We start from the raw sequence: 22,012 nt of genomic DNA, 5'->3' as shown, positions 1-22,012 counted from the left end.
AAGCTTTCGAATTTCACAACGCCGTCTTTATTCGTTGTTTTCGCTTCTCCAACTACTTGACCAGCTTCGTTCTTTAATTTAAATTCCGCACCCGCTAGAACTTTTCCATTCTCTGCATCCTTTTTGATTACTTGTAAGCTTCCTAGTTCTTTTGCATTTTCTACTTGTACTTCTACTACTTTGTCCGCTTCCACAACGACTTCAATTTCTTCTTTTAGCAATTTATATCCTTGTGGTGCTTTTGTTTCTTTTAATGTGTATGTTCCTGGTTCTAATTTCTGAGAAATTACTTTACCAGTTTTATCTGTTCGTAACGTATCTACTTTTTTACCATCTTTATATACTTCGAATTCTGCATCTGATAATACTTTCGTTTTATCTTCCGCATCTACTTTCACAATTTCAAATTGACCTGTTACTTTTTCGGGGATCTTTTTATTCACCACATCTACAGTCAATACTTTATTAGCCTCTACATCAACAGAAACTGAACTAGATGATAATTCATATCCTTTCGGTGCTTCTACTTCTTTTAATGTATAGCTTCCAACTGGAAGTCGTTTCGATAAGGCTTCACCTTTATCATCTGTAACAATTTTTTCCACAACTTTCCCATCTTTATCGAGAACATCAAATTTTGCACCTGGTAGAAGTTGACCAGATTCACTATCTTTTTTCAATAATTTAAATTGGCCATTCTCTACTTTTTTCGTATTCTTCATAACAAGTTCAATTACGTTTGTATTATCAATTGTTACTTTGACTGGTGTATCAACTTTTATATATCCTTCTGGTGCATTTATTTCTTTTACAAAATAGTCACCAAGTGGTAAATCTTTAACTTCCGCAATACCCTTTTCGTTTGTTGTAACAGTAGCCACAACGTTATTATCTTTGTCTATAACATCAAATTTTGCGTCTTTTAAAACAATGTTTTCATCGTTTTCATCAACTTTTTTAATTTGTAAATGTCCTTTTTCAACTGCTGGTTTATTCCACTTTGGCCAGTTAAATTTAAAGTTATGAACCTCAAAACCATCTCTTTGGTGTAATCCTCCAACATAGGCTTGTCCATTAATAGAACCACCTTTTGTTTCTACAACTGCATTAGGTGCAAACACACTACCTACTACACCATAACCTTTAGTTGTTATCTTTGTAGCATTAGGAAATACCCAAATTACCTTACTAGCTAACTCAGTAAAAGATGAATTAGGATCGTATGCTTGAGATGTATTAATTAAATCCGTCGCCATCCCAGTATTTCTTGTATCATACAAAATTGCACCGCCACCAAAACTCACTTCTTCTGCATCTGAATAAATAACAATAAAGTCTTTATTCTCTACATTCGGAAGAAAAACGTCTTTTACATCAAATGCTTTCTTTCCCGTCTGGCCTGAAGAGACATAAATATTAGGGTTGTTTACATCTTCACCGATTCCAAAGCTCATATTAGGTTTTGGCTTATCAGTGTATAGTTTACTTGCATCCCCAATTACACCATCAACGTCTTTTCTAAATTCTTTAAACTTAGCATCAATCTCCGCTTGCTCTTTATAAGAGATACGGTCATATGACGTTTTCATTGCTCCATCTGGGTCACCGTCTTTTGTCATCGCCACTGTTCCATCTTGAATAATTACCTGTCCTGCTCCCGCTTTCGTAAATTGACCGCCTAGTAATAATGATGGATATCCTTCATCTACCCAAGTTGCTCCAGCTAAGTTATTTGCTCCAGTTGCAGCCGCTACGACTGTATAACTTGATGCGTTCATATTTTTCTGAACAGCCATCGCACCTTCAATATCCGCACTCGTTGCACTATGATCTCCAAAAATGATGGCGTTGTAATAAGATACATCACCTAAACCTTTTAATTCTGTTGTAGCTGCCTCTGCTTTTAATGGTAAATGGATTAAAAAATTCATACATATTAGTAATACAACTATTAAACTACTACTTAACTTTTTAATTTTTTGATTAAATGATTTCCTCAAGAAATTCATTCCCCCTTTTAAACTTCCTAAAACCACAAAAAGAAGTACATATCATATGTACCAAACCTTACTCACATTAACTTAAAATAATCCATTTAAATAAAACAAAGAAACACTACAACTACTTAATAAGATTGCTACAATTCATTTTTAAAATAATACGTGAACTAAACTGTCATGCGGAAATACTTTTACGTATGGGAGCCCAATAAAATTAATCTGAAGAATATTTCATGTGGTGTAACTGTTTTGGCAACATCATCCACTTTACATTAGTTTTCTAAAGGATTCAAGTGAATTGTATAGATTTCATACACAATTCATATTTTAAAACGCTTTCACTATTTTTAATAAGATAAACAAAAAAACGTAGCCAAAAAGCTACGTTTTTCTGTCATCGTTTCGGTGTATTTTTATGATTCTTCAAAAACGGAAGCGGGAATTGCTTACGGAAATGCTCTTTAATCATGTACTCTACACCGTTCTCACTATTTGAACGTGTAATCCAATCTGCTGCTTGCTTTAACTCTACAGGTGCGTTCCCCATCGCTACACCAAGTCCCACGTTTTCAATAACCTCTAAATCTTCCATACTATCTCCAATCGCAACCATTTCATTTAGCGAAATATTTAAATGCTCTCCAAGCAATTGTAATCCGCGTAACTTTGATACATTTTGCGGCAAGATTTCTATTCGTTTTGAATCACATTCAACATACTCTACATCTTGGAATGCTTTTCTTAATGTGTTTAGCCCGCGTTCTTTTTCACCTTTACTTTGGAAAAGAACATCAATTTTTGGCGCCGCTACCGGATGGTCACGAAGCGCGTCACCTAACGAATCTACAAATTGAACTGGATAAAATAACGGATCTGCGCTTGATAATACAGTGCGCGCAATTAAGTTTGGTGTATTTCTCTCACGATTTCCTATCGAAAACCGTTCATGAGAAATACGTACGTTACAATCAAAGTGCTCTAACACTTGCACAATGTTAAAAGTCTTCTCTTCAGATAATCTTCTTTGAACGTACGGCTTATCTAACGTTGCTGAAACGAAAGCACCACCATGTGTCACTAATATAGAATCTAATTTTAACGCCTTTGCTACTTTATGAGCGGATTGAAAATTACGGCTCGTAAATAACGTAACGTATACATCTTTTCTTTTCACAAATTCAATTGTTTCTCTTAATCCTTTTGCAATTTTTCCATTGTTGTATAGTAGTGTCCCATCTATATTAAGAGCTAGTAAGCGATAAATCATGTCGCACTCCCCCTCTTCGCTGTTGTACTCTATCCATAATTTATGAAATAAATGTAGCAAATAGAACGAGTTAGAATTACTACTGAAAATTTGGTTTACTATATACATATACACTTAGTAAAGGAGATAGTACAATGCAGGCACCTCCTTCTTTTTATGAAGGCGATACGTTAGAAGTCGCAAAAAAATTACTCGGGCAAAAACTTGTTCATATTGTAGACGGAATAAAGCGAAGCGGAATCATTGTAGAAGTAGAAGCATATAAAGGCCCAGATGATAAGGCCGCACATAGTTACGGCGGCAGACGGACAGATCGCACAGAAGTTATGTTTGGCGCACCAGGGCATGCTTACGTATATTTAATTTACGGTATGTACCATTGTTTTAACGTTATTACAGCACCAGTTGGCACCCCGCAAGGTGTTCTCATTCGAGCCCTTGAGCCAGTAGACGGTATTGAAGAAATAAAACTAGCGCGCTACAACAAAACAGACATTACAAAAGCGCAATATAAAAACTTAACAAGCGGTCCTGGCAAACTATGCCGTGCACTCGGAATTACTTTAAAAGAACGAGGCTTATCATTACAAAGTGACACATTGCATATTGAACTGGTCCCAAAAGATGAACATATATCATCACAATATAAAATAGCAGCAGGACCTCGTATTAATATCGACTATGCAGAAGAAGCTGTACATTATCCGTGGCGTTTTTATTATGAGGGGCATCCGTTTGTTTCAAAGAAGTAAGCAATATCAACGATTTTTCAAATATATCTATCATAACTTACAATATATCAACGGTTCGACAAGAAATATCGATTTATCGACAAATAATAACATTACGAATAAAAGAAGACTGTTCCAAAATGGAACAGTCTTTCCCTCTTACTCTGCACCTTCCGCAGTTGCAATATTATCCTCTAAGTTTTCTCTTGATAATTCAGCCGCCATAAAATCAGCTGTTTCTGGAAGTGCTAAATGCATATGAGCTTTTTGACAAATTTGGATCGTACAGTTTTCTATAACATAGTCGAAAACATGTCCACCTCCGCTTCTTTCATCATCAATATAATGTAAGTGGAATCCAGCTACACCAATACCTTGCGCATAATCTGGTGTCCAAAATCCAGCAAGCGTACCTTCTGTATTTTCAAATGAAAAGATTGGTTGTGATTTCGTCACTTCAACGAGCGGTGTATACGGTTTTTCTTGTCTTGGAACAGTTCTCGTCCTTACTTCACGGAACGTACCGTCCATTCGAATACCGTAAAATAAGTTTTTACTTGGCATTAATTCATGTAATAATGCTTCAACTTCTTCACGATTCATCGGATGCTCTACCGTATAACTCATTTCTTTTTCAAAAAACGTTACAGTCGCAAATGGCGTTGTTTCTTCTGGCTCTACTTTTTCCGCTGAACCGTCTGAACGTAAATGATAAAATTCATTATCAAATGCAATCATTTCACCATCTAATTGATCAAATGTGCCGATGCCGAAATCACCATGTTTTTTCAAATCTTCAAAGCTAATCACACCATCATATATACCATCTAATAGCGCAAGCATTGTAGATGTTTGATATACTTCATTACTCATTTTCGTTTTTTTTGCATCAATATCAATTAATTGCGCAACAGTCATCTCAAATCTGCCTCCATTAGTTTAATTGGTTTGGTAATAATTTTTCGCTTAATTTAATGTTGTCACGATAGTCAATTGGAATATCAATAATGACAGGACCATCTGCTGCTAATGCTTCTTTTAATACCCCTTCTAATTCATCAGGCGTGTTAACACGAAGACCTAACGCTCCGAAACTTTCCGCATATTTCACAAGATCAACATCACCAAACTCTGTAGCTGATGTTCTACCGTATTTCATCATTTGTTGGAATGCAACCATATCATATGTGCCGTCTCTCCAAACAAGATGGACGATTGGAGAATTTAAACGTACCGCCGTTTCTAACTCCATCGCTGAGAATAAGAAACCACCGTCACCTGATACGGAAACTACTTTTTTACCTGGTTCTACTAAAGTAGCTGCGATTGCCCAAGGAAGTGCAACACCTAACGTTTGCATACCGTTACTAAATAATAATCTACGTGGTTCATAAGAACGGAAACATCTCGCCATCCAAATAGAATGGGAACCGATGTCACATGTAACAGTTGTATCGTCACTAATTAAAGAACGAAGTGTACGAATCACTTGAAGTGGATGCGTAACACCCTCCGAAGCACGGTTCGGAACTTCTGCTTGTTCTGATAATTTCGCGCGTAATCGTTCTAATACCGCTTCTGATTTCGTACTTAATACAAGTTTCGGTAATTTCTCCGCGATGCTATTTACCGTTAAGGCAATATCACCAATTAATTCACGCTCTGGTTGGTAATCATGGTCGATATCTGCTTGATGGTCGTCAAGATGAATAATCGTTCTGTCGCCAAGTTTATTCCAGAATTTTGGATCATACTCGATTGGATCATAACCGATAGAAATAACAAGGTCTGCTTCTTCTAGTAAAATATCACCTGGTTGGTTACGGAATAATCCAACGCGGCCGAAGAAATGATCTTCTAACTCACGTGAAATCGCACCAGCTGCTTGATATGTTTCAACGACAGGAAGTTCTGTATCCGCAATTAATTTACGAACAGCTTTCGTCACTTCATTTGTGCTCGCTCTCATACCGAGTAAAATAACTGGTAATTTCGCTGATTTTATTTTTTCTACTACATATGTAATATCATTTGTGGGAGCGATTCCAAGCTGTGGCTTAGAAAGCGCACCGATAGACTCTACAGTTGTTTCCGCAGTCATAACGTCTTGCGGAAGACTTACTAAAGTAGCTCCCGGATTTGTGGAAGTCGCACTTCGAAATGCATTACTAAGTGCTTCTGGCACATTATCAGGATGCTCTACTTCTACGCTATATTTTGTGATTGGTTCGAATAGTGCAGCATTATCCATAGATTGATGCGTACGTTTTAATCGATCCGTACGCGGTACTGCACCAGCTAAAGCAACAACGGGATCACTCTCCGCATTCGCAGTAACAAGACCTGTCGCTAAATTTGATGTCCCTGGTCCTGAAGTTACAAGACATACGCCCGGTTTCCCTGTTAATCTACCAATAGCAGCTGCCATAAATGCTGCATTTTGTTCATGACGACAAACGATTAACTCTGGTCCTCTTTCTTGCAATACATCAAATACAGAGTCAATCTTTGCTCCTGGAATACCGAAAACATGTGTAACACCTTGTTTAATTAAACAATCAACAACAAGATCTGCTCCTTTTGTTTTTGTCTTCACGTCGTTTGCTTTTACACCTGTACTCAAAACTAATCATCCGATACGATAAACTTAACTAAATCTATACAATTCAATCAAATTTACACGAGTTAGTGCTTCATCGTGTTCTCGCAACCCCGAAGGGACGAGGGGTATAACACTCCACACGAGGCAGTATCGTTACCTCCTATTATCAAGCATTTATTTTACCCATCTTGATAAATTTATCGACGCATTTACATCCCTATCGTGATGGCTATTGCATGAAGCACAACGCCACTCACGAATCTTTAAACTCCACTGTCCTTCTGGTTGAACTGAATGGTCGTATTTAACGCCGCAACATGAACAAATCTTGCTTGAAGCGAACCATTTATCAGCTTTTACATACTCAATGCCGTACTTCTCACACTTGTATGATAAACATTGAAAGAAGAAGTTTAATTTTTGAAATGAAAATGCTTTCGATAGTTTTTTGTTTTTTAACAGGTTTGAGATAGGTAAGTCTTCCACAACAATCCTCATTGGTTTGGTTTTCACCAATTTAGCTGTTGCTTGATGGATATGGTTATTTCGGATATTCGTAATTTTCCTAGATAATCGCAGGTGCTCCGCTTTCGCTTTTTCATATCCGGTAGATTGAATTTTTACACCTTTTTTAAATCTCCTAGACATATCTCTTTGTGCTGACTTTTTCCTTTTCAAAAGTTTTTTAACCTTGGCATCTTTGTTTATATTTCGTTCTTTCATACCATTAGAAGCTACAAAAAGCTCTTTTAAACCAACATCCACACCAATCGACTCATCGGTTAGTTCTTGTGATTCAAAGTCTTCTTGGAACCCTACACTAATCCACCAGTGACGACCGTCAAAGGTAACTCTTGGGTTGGATGGTTTTTTATTTCTTGGTAGTTGTTGGCTTGTTTTCACTTCTCCAATAGACTGAATATGAACTACTTTCTTTCCTATAACCAGTCTTTCATAATTGGCATAAAATCCTTGAATTAAATCTTTTTTGGATTTATAAGAAGTGTGAGAACCATTTTTGTACTTTTTGAACGAATTTTTTCTCGCCGTATCAAAATCTTTTGAAGCCTGTTTAGGAACTTGTGCATTAATGTCTTTTAACCACTCATATCTCTTTCGCTTCTTAATCTTTGTAAATCGTTTCTGTAAAGCTAACTGTGAAACAGATTTTCCAAATAGCTTATAGTATCTATCACTCATTCTTTTACAATAGTTATAAGCGAATCTTGCAGCTCCAGCATGGTTTCTAAGCACTTTTTCTTGTTCAGGCGTTGGAATCAGTCTGACTTTCTTCGCTAATATCATCAGAATGTAACTCCTTTAATGAAAGATTTGTTCTTCTGAATCGTAGCGTGTTCCACTAGCATTCTCCTGAGACCAATCGGATGCAAACCTGTTAATTCTGATACTTGACTAACTCGTAAAAATTTCATTATTATTCTTACCTCATTGAATCTACCATAGCACATACGTTCGATAGATTCAATGAGGTTTGATAGATTTAATTAAATGTATCTCGTTCAACTAAGGGCGCAATTCCTTAGCCAGTTCTCTTATGAACTTCTCATGTTTTCACATGAGCGCAGACTATATGTTTATCTCTTTAGAGATAGAGGATTTTTCCACCACCATAGGCTTGTGATGTACTCTCGTCAGTTATACGAGATAGTCGTTGAACGTTCATCCTATCCATTTTGACTTAGATGATTCGAGGCGGAAGACCCATTGTTCTAATGTTTAGGATTTAACCTTGCATCATCTGATTGATTTTTTCTGCTTTCGCGACATTCACGCTCGCTATTTCTAGCCACGTTGTAGTTCAATCAGCTTTAGGGATTGCCCGCAGTTAACCCTCACTACTAGCCAATTACTTGACTAGCAGGGCTTACTGATATATTTAATTAACTTTCGTTATAATTAGTTAAATAAATCGTAACAGTTAGTTACCCTTTATTTCATAATGTGTGTAATAAAGATTTTAATTTCACCTAGTTAATTAATGTGGTGAAGTATCATTTATCATTATATTACAAATTCATTATTTTTCCAACAATATGAATTCGACATTATTTTGACAAGATTTAAAGAATACGCTTACAACCTTTTGTTTATCTTAAAATAACATTTTTATATCTCTTCTAAAAATGCACAAAAATACTTCCACCTATTCACATTATTAACAAATTTATAGTACCTTGCAAAGAACAATAGTAAGTGATATATTTGTAAATAATGTAATACCCATTATTTGGAATGTCATTCACAATTAGTATATCTCCTTTCAAAAAGTAGATATAAATTGAGTGTGCTGTTTAGAAAAAAGATAGGATTTTCAGCCATAATTCATCATTTTATAAAGGAAAGTGATTGTTATGAACAAAAATGAATTTTTAGAGCAACTTAGTTCTTCCCTACGGAATATGCCTAATTTAGAAAAGGAGGATATTATCTCGGAGTACGAAACTCATTTTATTAGTGGTAAACAAGATGGAATATCTGAAGAGGAAATTTCTAAAAAGCTAGGAAACCCTAAAACCATTGCTAAAGAACTTACTGTTTCCTATGCAATAAGCAATGCTGACAGTAAACGAAGCTTCAAAAATATGATAATTGCACTTTTTTCTGTTATGAGCTTAAGTGTTTTAAACTTTGCCTTTATCTTTATCGCCTTTTTCGTACTACTCTTTTTATTACCGATTCTTCTAGCACTTATCATTGCTACACCATTATTAATTATTTCACCTATCTTATTAATAGGATTAGGATTCTTTAAAGGGTTTCATCAAATCAGTTATTCCGATGTTTATAATGTATTTATAGCTTTTTGCATCGGCTTACTAATATCCGTCATATCTTATCAAATGATAAAACATATATACTCACTTTTAGTTAAGTATTTAAAATGGAATTTAGCTATTTTACAAAGATACTAATCAATGTAAAAGGAGATTACTATGAAAAAGTATATTTTATACCTACTCACGTTACTTACAATTTTATTTCTATCAGCTTGTTCAAACAGTGCACAACCTAAGGAAGAAAACGATGTACAATCTATTAAAGATGTTGCTATTAAAGTTCCAGAAAATATATTTAGTTCCTCAAAGAAAAACGAAACTATTAATGAAGACGAAATGAAGCAAAATATAAAAACTTATTTAGATTATAGCGGAGAGTTATACGAAAACATCGTTCCACTTTCGTCAGCCATGTCTGACGAGAAGGTTACTGAGTCCGACCGGGATAAATTACAAAAACTAATAGATTTAGCTCAACAAAACGATGCGAACTTCCATCATTTTATTAGTAACAATACGATTCCTGCTGATTACAAACAGCCTTCGAAGGAAATTCATAATTATATTTCAGCATCTACAGCACTTTCAGTAGAATTAGATCAGGAAATAGAAAAATTCGCTCAAGATGGTAACTTATTCAAAACTGATTTCTCTTTTACAAAGCGCTTTGAGAAAGTTAATGGTAGGAAGCAAAAAGAAATTGAAGAGTTTTTGAAGGAAAAGAACATTAAAACTGAGTATTTCAGTAAGTGATAATACATGTTAGATTATACATCCCTCTTTAAAACAGCCCAACATATGGGAATTTTAAAGACGCTTTATTATGTGTAAGGATGCACTTCATCCGTTTCCCATAAAAAAAGGCCTCCTTAAAGGAGGCCCAAGTAAAAACAACAAACGCAAAATAACAACAAATAATGGACGATAAAATCACTATATTGACAAAGTATAGGATTTTTATCAATTGGAGTAACTCAACCCTAAATTACTCTTTTAACAATGCAATACTAATAACTTATTACAGCAATTTTTTACCGTGTCTTAAAATAATTGACTGTCTTTCAAATAATTCTATTTATATTGATTGTTATTAATTAGTATATACTTGAATACGACTATACATCCTAATAAAAGGCAATATATTAAGCTGTTAGTCCTCGCGAGTTTATTTTGCCTTTAATGTAACTATACTATATTCTTCCATTTATATCACCGAACATTCCTCTCGTATTCACGCATTTTTCTTGCGTGAATACCGCAACTTAATAAAGAGCTACATTAAAAATTTATAGTTGGAATAAACCATAGTTCTTTCGCCTTTTGTACTGCTTCCATTCTTGATGAAACTTGTAACTTATGAAATATGTCGGTCAATTTATATTCTACCGATCTTTGACTTAAGTTTAATATTTCGGCAAGCTCTCTATTTGTTTTTCCTTTACCAACTTCAACTAGAATCATCTTCTCTTCATCATTTAAAGAAATTATATTTTTCATTTCGCCTTCTACATTTATATTAGATGCATTTTCTACTATCCTTAACTGTCTTACAAGTTGATGAGAAAGAACTACTTCTTTTTTCACTGCATGGCGGATTGCGTTTACCACTTCTTTCTCAGAAGAAGTTTTACTTAATACACCAAGTACTCCGTTATCTATTAATAAATTATAATGTGCAAGCACATCAAATCCTGTAAAAATAAGAATAGCTGCTTCTGGTTGCACACTAAGTATATATTTAGAAAGCTCTAAACCATTTATTTTTGGCATTTGTAAATCTATTAAATATACATCATACTGTTTATTATGCATAACTTCTCTTATTTCTTCACTATCATGGAAAACATCAGCCTCTATATCATCATATCTTTCAATTAATGCTTTAGTCCCTAGGCCAACTGCAACGTGATCATCTACAACAAGAACAGAAATCATTTTTTCATCCCTTCCACATCTAAAGATTGAATCAATTAATCAATTTTCATACTAACTTTAATCTTTAATCCATTATTCACCTTTGAATCTATTGACATTTCTCCACCTAAACTATGAATTCTAGCTACAATCCCGGATAAACCTAAACTACTATAAGAATGATTTAACTCGTCTAAATCTATCCCCATTCCTATCCCATCATCATCATAAGTTAAATTCAAATATCCATTTTGCTCATATAATCGAATTGTAACTTTAGAAGCTTTTGAATGCTTTAGTGCATTATTTAATAACTCCTGAATAATTCTATAAATTGCTTGTTCATATTCTACATTAGGTAGAATAATATTATCTTGAATTTCATAATAGAAGAAAAATGTAGCTTTAAGATTTACTTGTTTAAATAAATCTAATAATGCTTTTTTCAAACCTAATTCATATAGAAATGGAGGACGTAAGTTATTACATGTTTCACGAATGACATAAATATGATCTAAGACATCTTCATATACTTCGTTAATTATTTTTTTCATATCGACATCTGGAATATCTTTATGATATTCCTCTAATTTCCTAGACAAGCGTATTTGGTCTTGTAATACACCATCATGAATATCACTCGCCAAATTTGTCCGCTCTTTTTCAGACAAATTAAATAGTAACTTTGAAAGCCAAATTGGAGGCTGTTTCGGTTCATTTATCGTTTGCAACTGATTCACTAATTCTTCCACTTGATATGAGCATTCTAATAATAAATCAGCATAACTACACAATGTCTCTAACCATCCAATTTCTTGAATGTTCAAACCTCTCCTATTATTAGATTTACATAACAATATAATCATTGTTTTTGCTGAAATGGACAAAACAAACACAAAATGATCTTCTAATTGTATAATGGAACCAACAGTATATGTCTCTAACTGATATCCATTCAATTGCTTTAGCACATCTTCAGAAACATTTCCATCCCCAATAATTTGGAGCGAATTATCCCCTTTACTCACTTCAATACAGCATATTTCTTCTATTCTTAATACATCATTGATTTCTCTCTTTATGCTAACAATTAAGTTTGAAAACTTATATTCATTTTTTGCCTGATGTAAAAATCTATGTAAACTAAACTGATAATTTTTCTGAGAATGATATAATTTTTTCCTTAATTTAAAATCCAAATAATCCTTTATAAAGCAAGAAAGCATTAACGAAACAAACAAGATACCAGCAAATCGAATAACATCTAATATGTTATCGCTAGTATTGTGGAAAATTAAAATCCCTAGTATAACGATGAAACCCGTTAGACATATCGACAGTAAAGCATAATATTGAACTCTATGAATAACAAAATTATAATCAAATATTTTCCCTTCAATAATCATATAAAAAATACAAATTGGAACCAATAAAAAAAAGATCGCTGTCGTCTCGACACTTATTATTTCTTTGTAATTTATCAAATTAGGAATTAAAAATAAGAATATAAATGGCATGGCTGATATGATTGTGCTCATAATAATAACTCTTATAAACTTAAAATAATAACTTTTTCTACTTTTAAAATAAAATCTAAACAATACATATACTGTTAATAAAAACAAAACAGAACTTAACAATATAATATAACTCGTCGATAAATCATTATATTTTAAATAAACAAAAATGGTTAAACAAACTAAAATAAACGCTATTATATTTATGTAGATTAATTTTGTTTTTGTTATAAACCTTATCTTCAAGTTTTTCGTAAACATGTCCATAAATTTTATAAAAAAGACAACTGAGTACGTTAAAGAAATAGCAACTACAATATACGCTATTGAATCTTTTCGTAACCCCGCCATAATACTAATGTAACTCATTCCTAAACAATGCAGAAAATAGATTAAATCTTTCGTTCCTGCATTCAAGTATGGAGCACGTATTAAAATATATGTAGCCACAAAAAAACACGTTAGATAAAACACAGTTGGTAAAAAAAGATGATAAACCAATTGCTTATCGTACGGATTATACTCTACTTTATATTCTTCTATTGTTCCCCCTTTCTTCATTGTAATTTTCTTTACCCTTTCAGTAGCACCATATAATGAAATATTAGAGTTATCATCAGGGAGAATCCCATCTATTTTTTCAATAATATCCCCGACTGCTAGATCTTGTTCTGCTGCCCAGCTATTTTTCACAATATTATTAATCACCAAATGATTTTCTTGATGCTCTATCTCAATCCCTATCCTAGGATATAACATAATTTCGATTGCAAAATAACTAAATAAACTAAGCGATAGTAACGTTACAATCAATTGATATTCATACTTAAATACTCGAATCACTTTTGTACAAAACTCCTTTTTAACTACAGCAATAACTCCATTTTCTACATTTTGTCATCATAAATTAAAGCATACACATTTCATTTAACGGTTATAAGCACAAAAAATATAGTTATCCTCTAATATAGAATAACTTTCACATTATCATTCACATTTGTTAGATAGAATTTATCATTCATTCAATAAATCTCTACTTTGTTAGTTGTAATACTAATATTATTTATCCTAATTTCAGACTCATTTATAAGTAAAATTCCTAATAGCTGAGAATTTTGATAAAAAATCACTTTCCATCATCACATGTACCAACTTTTTTAATGATATTTCATATTTAAAGTGATATAACTCGATACAACGCCTCACAGTTCACCTTCCTCCTTGTCCTAATATGTAATTTTAAAGAAAAACCTTAGTTAATACTAATGAAAGTTTATTCATATTTCATCAAAAATTGATTACGCTTTACCGAACATGAATTATTCGGATATATAATATAAAACGTACAGTTCCCCTTATTCCAAATATAAGCCTTTTTCTACAACAAAAAAGACGCTCCTAAACTAGGAGCGTCTTCCACTATTAAGCTTGTTGTTGCGCGCTATATAATTCTTCAAGTGGCTTCATGATAATTTTGTTAACGTCACCGATTACAACGTTTAGGCGTTGCTCAGTTTCCATTAATTTTGTAATTTTAGCATCTTGTTGAATGCGAGCTACAACTTCTTGTGCTTGTTGGTTGTCTTCTTCAGTGATTTCTTGGCCTTGCATCATTTTTTGTTGTAGGCTAAGTTGCATTGTACGGAACTCATCGAATAAGTTCTTTGAAGCTGTGTCAGCTTGAACTGCTGCGTAGCTCTCTTTTAAAGTTTTGAAGTCTTCGTTTTCAGCGATTGCTTTTTGTAATTCATATGCAACATCATGAATGTTCTTTGTCATTTTATTTTTCCTCCTTTAGAAGGCTAGCGCTTTTCATACGCACTGCCTTTTCAGTGCATTTACATACGCACCTCTTCTTACCATATCAAACTATGCAAGAGATGTGAAGAAATTTCACTTTTATTTCTATGTACTCACCTTATTATCTAAGAAACAATAGTAACAATCCTTGCATGAGACCGATTATTCCACCTAATAATGCTCCTAAATACGTAATCATTTTCAATTCGTTTTTCGTAATAGACAGAACTAAGTCTTCTAATCTTTCTGTTGAGAATGTAGACACTTCTTGCTGAACAATTTCCGCAAGGTGTAGATTATTTAATATACTCTCTACGTTTTCTGTTCCCCACTTCAAGCCTTTCTTTACTGCACTCGGAACCACTTTTTCAATAATTATTTCTCGAACCGGCTCACATACTTGCTGAACAGATTGATTTAAAAACTTACTCACTGTTTCCTCTACTTTAACTGCTGACAGCACGGAGCTTACAATCATTTCTTTCTCTACAAATGCTGCTAATTCTTTTACATCTCTTCCTTTTAACTTTTCCCACTCTTTTTGCAGTACGTCAGTTAAAAGCTGCTTTGTACCATCTTGCCCTAAAAACTTAATAACTTCTGGCTGCACACGATCCACTACACTTACATTTCCTAAAAACATTCCGACTAAGTTAAGTAGCGTTCCGCGAGAAGCAAAGAAATCATCAATCATTTTTGAAAGACGTGCTTTCCCTTCTTCACTTTCAAAAAAGCTAATTCCTCGCTCTAAAATAAACGCCGAGACATTCGGAATCGCATTCTCTACTTTTTCATTTACAGAATGAGGTAAAGCCTGTTCCCATGTATATGTATAATACTCTGCTAAAAATGCATGAATTTTTTCTTTAATAACATGTTCGATTTTTCGAGTCGCTTCTTCTTCTACATGCGCTACATTCCATTTTTCTAACATATGTCGCAGTGATTGTTCATTCGTAATTACTTTATCCACTTCCACTTGCGCCCAGTGAATTAAACCTTTTTGAAACTCTTCATTTGTTAGCTTTTTTCCAATTCCTTCTGGTGTTAACAAATGTTCTACAACCATATTTCCTAATTGAACAGCAAGTTCATCACGACGCTTCGGAATTAACCCTGGTGTAAATGGAACTTGAAACTTTCCGATATAAATAGGACGATGAGGACGAAATAACATTTTTATCGCTAAATGATTCGTATATCCCCCAATAATTGCTCCGAGTCCTGTCGTCGTTAACATATTTAACCATATATTCATTACAATCAACCTTTCACTTCTCCAAAACTATAGCATATCATCATACGGACAAAAGTATAATGGTATAAAAACGTATTTGCAATATATAGCTTCGCCTATTATGCAAATAGTAGTAAAGGAGTGATTTCGTTGGTTCTCGGTCTTTTAGCTTCTAAACTTCATTACGAACAAACGTATTACACCGAAATCGCTAAACGCGCTCGGCTTTATCATAATGTCGTTGCCCAGTTTACGCCATTTTGTATTGATTCTAAAACAGACCTTATTTCTGGTCTTATTTACGATACAGATACAGGAAAATGGAAAGAGCAAACATTCCCTATTCCTTCTTATATATATGATCGTTATTCTTTTCACGAGGAAACAGACTTTGAAAAAGCAAAATCAATTATTCACTCTTTGCACAATCGTCCTTCCACTACCTTTTTAAATAACACACTTATTAATTTAAGTGAACTACATGATTTATTTCTCACTAATAAAAAACTGTCTCCTTATATACCAAAATTTGAAATTGCAACGATACAAAACATTTTCAAACTGTTGTTAAAAACTAAAGATATTATTATACGCCCCACTAATATACATTCTAAGGATAACTTATATCGAATTGCTTACAAAAATAAAACGTTTCATATCGATACAGTAAATGAAAAATACCATACTTCTATTACAAACAAACGGACAGACGAATTTATATCTTGGTGTAAATCTAACATACGTTCATCCCGTTACATAGCACACACTATGCTACAACCACCAAATCAATTAACATATCCACTCCACATTCGAACCATTTTGCAAAAAAACAAAGAACAAACTTGGACTGTTATCGGTCAATTTATACAAAAAAGCTCCTTTCCTAATCAACTTTTACCCTCAGCAACGGCCGATGATTCATTACATTCATTTTCAAAAATTAAATACGTACTATCTAGTACGGGTGTGCAACTATTGCAAGATGCTTTACACGACATTGTAAATGAAGTATTCCAAACACTAGATCAGTCTTATTCTTCGTTATTTGAACTAGAACTTTCCACAATTATGGATCAAAAAGGCGCAATTTGGCTTATGTATGTCAACACGATTCCCCCTTACGAACAATACATTCGTCATAGTGATTCATTAGCTGAAAAGATATTTCACGGACCACTTAAATTCAGTCGCTTTACACCATAATGAAAGGAGGTAAACCTATTTTGAAAGAACATATATATACATTAAACATTTCAGATGAACATCCAAATAGTATTACTTTACCTTACGTTTTTTCTATTACGCCACCTATTACATCCCTCTCCTTCGGTATACGTCACATTGCAAGTGAAGAGGTGAAAATTCATTATTCCTTTACTCGCGAAATTATTATCGGAAAACATATTGCCGAAAAACTTTTACTACCTCAATCCACTACTATTCATGCATTCACACAAAACCAAACAATTATTTTCGGACCATTAATCGGCATTTTTACAACTGGCTTTAACGATGATTCTTCTAACCCTTTAGGAAATCGTTCAATTGCTCTCAGTGAGTTGTTAACACCACCATTCTCATTACGACCGTTCGTATTCGTCTTTGGCGTTCAACATATAAACTGGGAAGAAGAAACGATTGAAGGATATTTCTTTCAAGAGAAACAATGGATAAAGAAAAAAGTCCCTTTACCAAATGTCATTTACGATCGATTACCGAATCGACAAGCAGAAAATTACAAACCGATCGTCAGAGCAAAAAGAAAGTTAGAACATGACTACTCTATCCCATGGTTTAACCCAGGTTTTTTTAATAAATGGGAAGTTCATCAACTTCTTATGAAAGACGAATCAATTAGACCCTTATTACCAAACACAGAAGCATTTCAGCATTTTGAACAAGTAGAACGGTTTCTTGGCACGTATAAATCTGTGTACATGAAACCAATACACGGGAGCTTTGGTAGAAATATTCATCAAATATTTTATTCTCAAACAGAGAATTGCTACTACTGTCGTTATCGCGAAAATGAAAAAAATAAACTGAGAAAGTATCAATCATTAGAAACTCTTCTAAACCACGTATTAAAAGGACATGATTTAAAAAAGTTTATCATACAGCAAGGTATTTCATTACTTCGCTTCGATGGGCAACCTGTTGATTTCCGCATTCATACAAATAAAAACCATTTCGGTAATTGGATAGTTAGTGCAATCGTCGCCAAAATCGCCGGCAAAGGCAGTTTAACAACGCACGTAAATAGCGGCGGTGATACAAAATTGCTACAAGAGCTTTTTCCAGATTCAACGAAACAAGTTCAAATTGAAAATAAATTAAAACATACTGCCTTACAAATAAGTTACGCGCTCGATGAACAAGTAACCGGAAATATTGGAGAAATCGGTTTTGATATCGGTTTAGACACAAAGGAAAATCCGTGGCTCTTTGAAGCTAACTCTAAACCTGGGCGAACTGTATTCCAAGATGAAAAATTAAAAGAACAAAGTGAAATGACGCGCCAATTATTTTACGAATATGCCGTCTACTTAACTGAACACTCTTTACGTGATACAAAAGAAAAAATGTCTCAAATAAAATCAGGGACTTCATCAAACACCGAACATATCCCTTCTCCTATGATTCACTCACAAATACAAAAACAAAAACTTCCACCTAGATAATAAGGTGGAAGTTTTCTATTTACACAAGTTTCACTACAACCTCAGTTTCCACGTTACATACTCCGCAATAAAAAATATGATTGCAATATTCATTTGAATTATTATGCGTTAAACCATCTACTTCACTTAATAATTCTTGATCCATATAGGCACTATAATCGTCTATGTAATCTACAGACTTCCCATAATCTTGGAGTATACTTTGGCAATTTTGACAAGAATATGTTTGTGATTCTAATGCGTTGCAAAGCGGGCAAATCCCCATCATGATTCCTCCATACGTTATCGTTTAAAGCCTCTCTTTTTTAGATTGAAGAGAGCACCTACCCATGCATAGGAGCGGTCACTCCATCCCTACTTAAAAATAGAACTATGAAGTCGCTACCGATTTCATTTCAATAAATCATAAATAAGAAGCTAATAATTAGCCTACAAGTAGCAGGCTACAATGAGAAAATTATATTTAATATCCTCCTTAGTTTGGCCTGTTTTCTTAAAAATACAACGATTACTCTTATTTCATAATTTACGAAATCAATACGTTTTTTTGACAAAATTTACAAATTATTATTTTGTATATCTTTCTAGGTAACATCCATACTATGAGTACAAACTTAATTACCGATGGATTAGCGCCAACCGGGGCGATAATCTGGTTCAACTCCAGCTAGTCCAACCAAAAAAAATTTTTATAACTCTAAGGAGGATATATTCCTATGGCAAACCAAAATTCTTCAAATCAATTAGTAGTACCAGGTGCAACAGCTGCAATCGATCAAATGAAGTACGAAATCGCTCAAGAATTTGGTGTACAATTAGGAGCAGATTCTACGGCTCGCGCTAACGGTTCAGTTGGTGGAGAAATTACAAAACGTCTAGTTGCAATGGCTGAGCAAAGCCTTGGCGGATTCCACAAATAAATATATATGGCAAAAAGGTCTCAAGGCATATGCCTTGAGACCTTCCTTAATTTATTGCAACATTTGTAAAAACTTCTTCGTACGTTCTTCTTTTGGATTTGTAAATACTTCTTCTGGTGTACCTTGTTCGACAACGACACCACCATCCATGAAAATAACACGGTTGGCAATTTGATGTGCAAAACGCATTTCGTGCGTTACAATAACCATCGTCATGCCTTCTTTAGCAAGTTCTTTCATTACTTTCAAAACTTCTTGAACGAGTTCAGGATCAAGCGCTGAAGTCGGCTCATCAAATAGTAACACTTCTGGCTCCATCGCAAGCGCACGCGCAATTCCAACGCGCTGTTGTTGTCCACCTGATAATTGGAATGGATATAAATCCACTTTATCTGCTAAACCAACTTTTTCAAGGAAATAGTTTGCTTTTTTCTTTGCTTCTTCTTTCCCTACTTTTTTCACTGTAATGAGCCCTTCCATTACATTCTGAAGTGCTGTTAAATGAGGGAATAAGTTATGGTGCTGGAAGACCATACCTGTTTGTGTACGAAGATTTACAATATCTTTCTTCGATACTTTTTGAGCGAAATTAAGCTCTTTATTACCGATGCTAATATTACCAGCATCCGGTGTTTCTAGTACGTTGAGACAACGCAAGAATGTCGTTTTACCAGATCCAGACGGCCCAATAATAACAACAACCTCGCCCTTCTCAACTGATAAATCTATATGCTTTAGTACGGTATTATCTCCGAAACTTTTTTGTAAGTGCTGAATTGAAATCATAAAAACAAAAACTCCTTTTGTAAAAGGATTATTTTAACGTATAGCGTTCTGAACGCTTTTCTAACATCTGTTGTACGATTGATAATAAGAAACAAATAACCCAATAAATAAGACCTGCTTCGAAATAAACAATTAAAAACTCATAGTTCATTGCCGCAATTTCCTGCGCTTTTCGGAACATTTCTGTTACTAAAATTAACGATGCTAATGAAGTATCCTTCACTAAGCTAATAAATGTATTCGAAAGCGGCGGGATTGATACGCGCGTTGCTTGTGGTAAAATAACACGTTTTAACGCTTGCGGGTATGTCATCCCAATTGTGTAAGCTGCTTCCCACTGCCCTTTCGGAATGGAAAGGATAGAAGCACGAATAATTTCCGATGCATATGCACCGACATTTAATGAAAATCCAACAACTGCTGCTGTATATGGCTCAACTTCAATATTAAGAGTTGGAAGTCCATAGAAAATAATAAATAATTGTACAAGAAGTGGCGTTCCGCGAATGATAGATACATAGATACGAGCAATCCATTGTAAAATACGACTACCAGAAATACGTGCGAGCGCTGTTAACGTTGCCAGTATAATCCCGATAATAAATGTAATAAGCGTTAATGGAATTGTTGTAAAAACAGCTTCCTTCAGCATAGGCATGAAGGAAGTCTGCATAATATCTATCCAAGTAGACAATCGATCTGAAACCAATGCACTACTTAGATACATTTTCACCGAACCATTTTTTCGTTATTTTGTCATACGTACCGTCTTTTTTCATATCTTCTAACGCTTTATCTACTTCTTGTACAAGCTTATCGCTACCTTTACGGAATAAGAATCCACTTTCTGAAGCTTCTTTTTCAGTATCTACAATTTTAATTTTCGCATCTTTTTTCGTTTCTAAATAATTTAATACTGATAACTTATCATTAATTGTAAAATCAACGCGTCCTGAAGCTAATAATTCTGCTGCTTGGCTAAATCCTTCTACACCAATAATTTCCGCACCATTTTTCTTAGCGATATCTGCATAGTTACTCGTTAAAGATTGTGCTCCTTTTAATCCTTTTACATCAGCAAATGTAGCAGGCTTATCTTTATCTTTTGCAATAACTAATGCCGCTGAAGATGAAACGTATGGCTTAGAGAAATCGTATTTCTTTTGACGATCTTCACGAATACCAACTTCGTTTGCAACCATATCGAAACGTTTTGCATCAAGACCAGCAAGTAAGCTATCCCATTGTGTTTCTTTAAATACAGGCTTTACACCTAAACGTTTTGCAACTTCTTCCGATAATTCAACGTCAAATCCAGTTAATTTATTGCTTGAATCGTGGAACGTAAATGGTGGATATGTACCTTCTGTACCAATTACAAGTTCACCGCTTTGTTTAATCTTTTGTAACGCATCTTGACTAGCTGTATCTTTTTTCTCTTCTTTACCGCAGCCGGCTACAATCCCGATCGCTAATGTAGTTACTGCAAGCACTGAAAATAATTTCTTCATGATTGTAATCCTCCAAGTATTCTGATAGGAATTTAAAAACTATATTGATTGTATGCAATCTTGAACAATTTTTCAATGAAAATGTTCTTATTTAGTTTATCCTTTTTCTTCATAATCAAACAAAAGGGAAAAATAACGCCACATACAAAAAATAAGTAACATTTTTTAATATAGCATTAATTGTAGGAAAGGTAAAATAATACTTCTTATTATGTACCTTTATCGCCGACATTTTGCCAACAAAAAAG

Annotated in this window: 20 protein-coding genes; 6 read left to right on the top strand and 14 right to left on the bottom strand. The window is 34.1% G+C overall.

The window, feature by feature from the left end; all coding sequences use genetic code 11:
* Positions 1–2,000: MSCRAMM family protein (locus ATL10_RS21820; protein ID WP_142669987.1), on the bottom strand; the 2,000-nt coding region annotated here is incomplete at its 3' end.
* 394 nt (positions 2,001–2,394) lie between these two features.
* The gene (locus ATL10_RS21815) at positions 2,395–3,267 is read right to left on the bottom strand and encodes a Cof-type HAD-IIB family hydrolase (protein ID WP_000640419.1); all 873 of its coding nucleotides are present in this window, start codon (positions 3,265–3,267) and stop codon (positions 2,395–2,397) included.
* 134 nt (positions 3,268–3,401) lie between these two features.
* Between ATL10_RS21815 and ATL10_RS21810 the strand changes: the two genes are divergently transcribed.
* Positions 3,402–4,019, top strand: a complete 618-nt coding sequence (locus ATL10_RS21810) for a DNA-3-methyladenine glycosylase (RefSeq protein WP_097913942.1) — start codon at positions 3,402–3,404, stop codon at positions 4,017–4,019.
* 138 nt (positions 4,020–4,157) lie between these two features.
* Here ATL10_RS21810 and alsD read toward each other — a convergent pair whose 3' ends face one another.
* The 4 genes from alsD to ATL10_RS31940 form a co-directional block, all read right to left on the bottom strand.
* Positions 4,158–4,916 (bottom strand): alpha-acetolactate decarboxylase, encoded by a 759-nt coding sequence (gene alsD / locus ATL10_RS21800; RefSeq protein ID WP_000215004.1) that lies wholly within the window; start codon positions 4,914–4,916, stop codon positions 4,158–4,160.
* Between the two features lie 16 nt (positions 4,917–4,932).
* Positions 4,933–6,621, bottom strand: coding sequence for an acetolactate synthase AlsS (gene alsS, locus ATL10_RS21795; RefSeq protein ID WP_023521267.1), 1,689 nt, complete (start codon positions 6,619–6,621; stop codon positions 4,933–4,935).
* Positions 6,622–6,774: 153 nt separating this feature from the next.
* Positions 6,775–7,905 (bottom strand): RNA-guided endonuclease InsQ/TnpB family protein, encoded by a 1,131-nt coding sequence (locus ATL10_RS21790; protein WP_110497521.1) that lies wholly within the window; start codon positions 7,903–7,905, stop codon positions 6,775–6,777.
* Positions 7,905–8,033, bottom strand: coding sequence for a hypothetical protein (locus ATL10_RS31940; RefSeq protein WP_255288317.1), 129 nt, complete (start codon positions 8,031–8,033; stop codon positions 7,905–7,907). The genes ATL10_RS21790 and ATL10_RS31940 overlap by 1 nt, the downstream gene beginning before the upstream one ends.
* A 939-nt stretch (positions 8,034–8,972) precedes the next feature.
* Between ATL10_RS31940 and ATL10_RS21785 the strand changes: the two genes are divergently transcribed.
* Together ATL10_RS21785 and ATL10_RS21780 are read left to right on the top strand one after the other, a co-directional pair.
* Positions 8,973–9,533: an HAAS signaling domain-containing protein gene (locus ATL10_RS21785; RefSeq protein WP_097925120.1), complete on the top strand. Its 561-nt coding sequence runs from the start codon at positions 8,973–8,975 to the stop codon at positions 9,531–9,533.
* 21 nt (positions 9,534–9,554) lie between these two features.
* Positions 9,555–10,151, top strand: a complete 597-nt coding sequence (locus tag ATL10_RS21780; protein WP_097925122.1) for an NDxxF motif lipoprotein — start codon at positions 9,555–9,557, stop codon at positions 10,149–10,151.
* A 525-nt stretch (positions 10,152–10,676) separates the two neighbouring features.
* Here the strand turns inward: ATL10_RS21780 and ATL10_RS21775 are convergent.
* The 4 genes from ATL10_RS21775 to ATL10_RS21760 form a co-directional block, all read right to left on the bottom strand.
* Positions 10,677–11,333, bottom strand: coding sequence for a response regulator transcription factor (locus ATL10_RS21775; protein WP_000626498.1), 657 nt, complete (start codon positions 11,331–11,333; stop codon positions 10,677–10,679).
* Between the two features lie 35 nt (positions 11,334–11,368).
* Positions 11,369–13,672, bottom strand: a complete 2,304-nt coding sequence (locus ATL10_RS21770) for an ATP-binding protein (protein WP_097925124.1) — start codon at positions 13,670–13,672, stop codon at positions 11,369–11,371.
* Between the two features lie 579 nt (positions 13,673–14,251).
* A complete protein-coding gene (locus ATL10_RS21765) occupies positions 14,252–14,608 on the bottom strand; it encodes a YlbF/YmcA family competence regulator (RefSeq protein WP_000164614.1) in 357 nt (118 codons plus the stop codon).
* Positions 14,609–14,750: 142 nt separating this feature from the next.
* The gene (locus ATL10_RS21760; protein ID WP_142325726.1) at positions 14,751–15,887 is read right to left on the bottom strand and encodes a DUF445 domain-containing protein; all 1,137 of its coding nucleotides are present in this window, start codon (positions 15,885–15,887) and stop codon (positions 14,751–14,753) included.
* Positions 15,888–16,016: 129 nt separating this feature from the next.
* On the opposite strand from ATL10_RS21760, the gene ATL10_RS21755 reads away from it, so the two are divergent.
* Both ATL10_RS21755 and ATL10_RS21750 read left to right on the top strand, forming a co-directional pair.
* The gene (locus ATL10_RS21755; protein WP_097925127.1) at positions 16,017–17,069 is read left to right on the top strand and encodes a YheC/YheD family endospore coat-associated protein; all 1,053 of its coding nucleotides are present in this window, start codon (positions 16,017–16,019) and stop codon (positions 17,067–17,069) included.
* Between the two features lie 20 nt (positions 17,070–17,089).
* A complete protein-coding gene (locus ATL10_RS21750; RefSeq protein ID WP_097925129.1) occupies positions 17,090–18,547 on the top strand; it encodes a YheC/YheD family endospore coat-associated protein in 1,458 nt (485 codons plus the stop codon).
* A 19-nt stretch (positions 18,548–18,566) separates the two neighbouring features.
* Here the strand turns inward: ATL10_RS21750 and ATL10_RS21745 are convergent, their stop codons facing one another.
* On the bottom strand, positions 18,567–18,812 hold the full coding sequence (locus tag ATL10_RS21745) for a hypothetical protein (protein ID WP_000510478.1): 246 nt from the start codon (positions 18,810–18,812) through the stop codon (positions 18,567–18,569).
* A 451-nt stretch (positions 18,813–19,263) separates the two neighbouring features.
* Here ATL10_RS21745 and sasP point away from each other — a divergent pair, with 451 nt between their 5' ends.
* On the top strand, positions 19,264–19,467 hold the full coding sequence (sasP, locus tag ATL10_RS21740; protein WP_000013338.1) for a small acid-soluble spore protein, SasP family: 204 nt from the start codon (positions 19,264–19,266) through the stop codon (positions 19,465–19,467).
* 51 nt (positions 19,468–19,518) lie between these two features.
* Here the strand turns inward: sasP and ATL10_RS21735 are convergent, their stop codons facing one another.
* From ATL10_RS21735 to ATL10_RS21725, 3 genes are read right to left on the bottom strand one after another with little or no spacing between them, the layout of a single operon-like run.
* Entirely contained in the window at positions 19,519–20,253 is a 735-nt protein-coding gene (locus ATL10_RS21735) for an amino acid ABC transporter ATP-binding protein (protein ID WP_000623591.1), read from the bottom strand.
* Positions 20,254–20,281: 28 nt separating this feature from the next.
* Positions 20,282–20,980 (bottom strand): amino acid ABC transporter permease, encoded by a 699-nt coding sequence (locus tag ATL10_RS21730; RefSeq protein WP_000281499.1) that lies wholly within the window; start codon positions 20,978–20,980, stop codon positions 20,282–20,284.
* Positions 20,967–21,764, bottom strand: a complete 798-nt coding sequence (locus tag ATL10_RS21725; RefSeq protein WP_000732856.1) for an amino acid ABC transporter substrate-binding protein — start codon at positions 21,762–21,764, stop codon at positions 20,967–20,969. The genes ATL10_RS21730 and ATL10_RS21725 overlap by 14 nt, the downstream gene beginning before the upstream one ends.
* Between the last annotated feature and the right edge of the window lie 248 nt (positions 21,765–22,012).

Origin of the sequence: Bacillus sp. 196mf (genome assembly GCF_003217275.1) — a bacterium.
Lineage (GTDB): Bacteria > Bacillota > Bacilli > Bacillales > Bacillaceae_G > Bacillus_A > Bacillus_A thuringiensis_S.
The sequence above is the reverse complement of the archived record's forward strand: the minus strand, read 5'-3'. Positions and strand labels throughout refer to the sequence as shown.

Bases quoted from the DNA above. Each gene is read 5' to 3' on its own strand.
- ATL10_RS21815 (WP_000640419.1), bottom strand. From the start codon at position 3,267: ATGATTTATCGCTTACTAGCTCTTAATATAGATGGGACACTACTATAC.
- ATL10_RS21730 (WP_000281499.1), bottom strand. From the start codon at position 20,980: ATGTATCTAAGTAGTGCATTGGTTTCAGATCGATTGTCTACTTGGATA.
- ATL10_RS21790 (WP_110497521.1), bottom strand. From the start codon at position 7,905: ATGATATTAGCGAAGAAAGTCAGACTGATTCCAACGCCTGAACAAGAA.
- ATL10_RS21735 (WP_000623591.1), bottom strand. From the start codon at position 20,253: ATGATTTCAATTCAGCACTTACAAAAAAGTTTCGGAGATAATACCGTA.
- ATL10_RS21775 (WP_000626498.1), bottom strand. From the start codon at position 11,333: ATGATTTCTGTTCTTGTTGTAGATGATCACGTTGCAGTTGGCCTAGGG.
- ATL10_RS21785 (WP_097925120.1), top strand. From the start codon at position 8,973: ATGAACAAAAATGAATTTTTAGAGCAACTTAGTTCTTCCCTACGGAAT.
- sasP (WP_000013338.1), top strand. From the start codon at position 19,264: ATGGCAAACCAAAATTCTTCAAATCAATTAGTAGTACCAGGTGCAACA.
- ATL10_RS21760 (WP_142325726.1), bottom strand. From the start codon at position 15,887: ATGAATATATGGTTAAATATGTTAACGACGACAGGACTCGGAGCAATT.
- alsD (WP_000215004.1), bottom strand. From the start codon at position 4,916: ATGACTGTTGCGCAATTAATTGATATTGATGCAAAAAAAACGAAAATG.
- ATL10_RS31940 (WP_255288317.1), bottom strand. From the start codon at position 8,033: ATGAAATTTTTACGAGTTAGTCAAGTATCAGAATTAACAGGTTTGCAT.
- ATL10_RS21780 (WP_097925122.1), top strand. From the start codon at position 9,555: ATGAAAAAGTATATTTTATACCTACTCACGTTACTTACAATTTTATTT.
- ATL10_RS21725 (WP_000732856.1), bottom strand. From the start codon at position 21,764: ATGAAGAAATTATTTTCAGTGCTTGCAGTAACTACATTAGCGATCGGG.
- ATL10_RS21765 (WP_000164614.1), bottom strand. From the start codon at position 14,608: ATGACAAAGAACATTCATGATGTTGCATATGAATTACAAAAAGCAATC.
- ATL10_RS21745 (WP_000510478.1), bottom strand. From the start codon at position 18,812: ATGGGGATTTGCCCGCTTTGCAACGCATTAGAATCACAAACATATTCT.
- ATL10_RS21810 (WP_097913942.1), top strand. From the start codon at position 3,402: ATGCAGGCACCTCCTTCTTTTTATGAAGGCGATACGTTAGAAGTCGCA.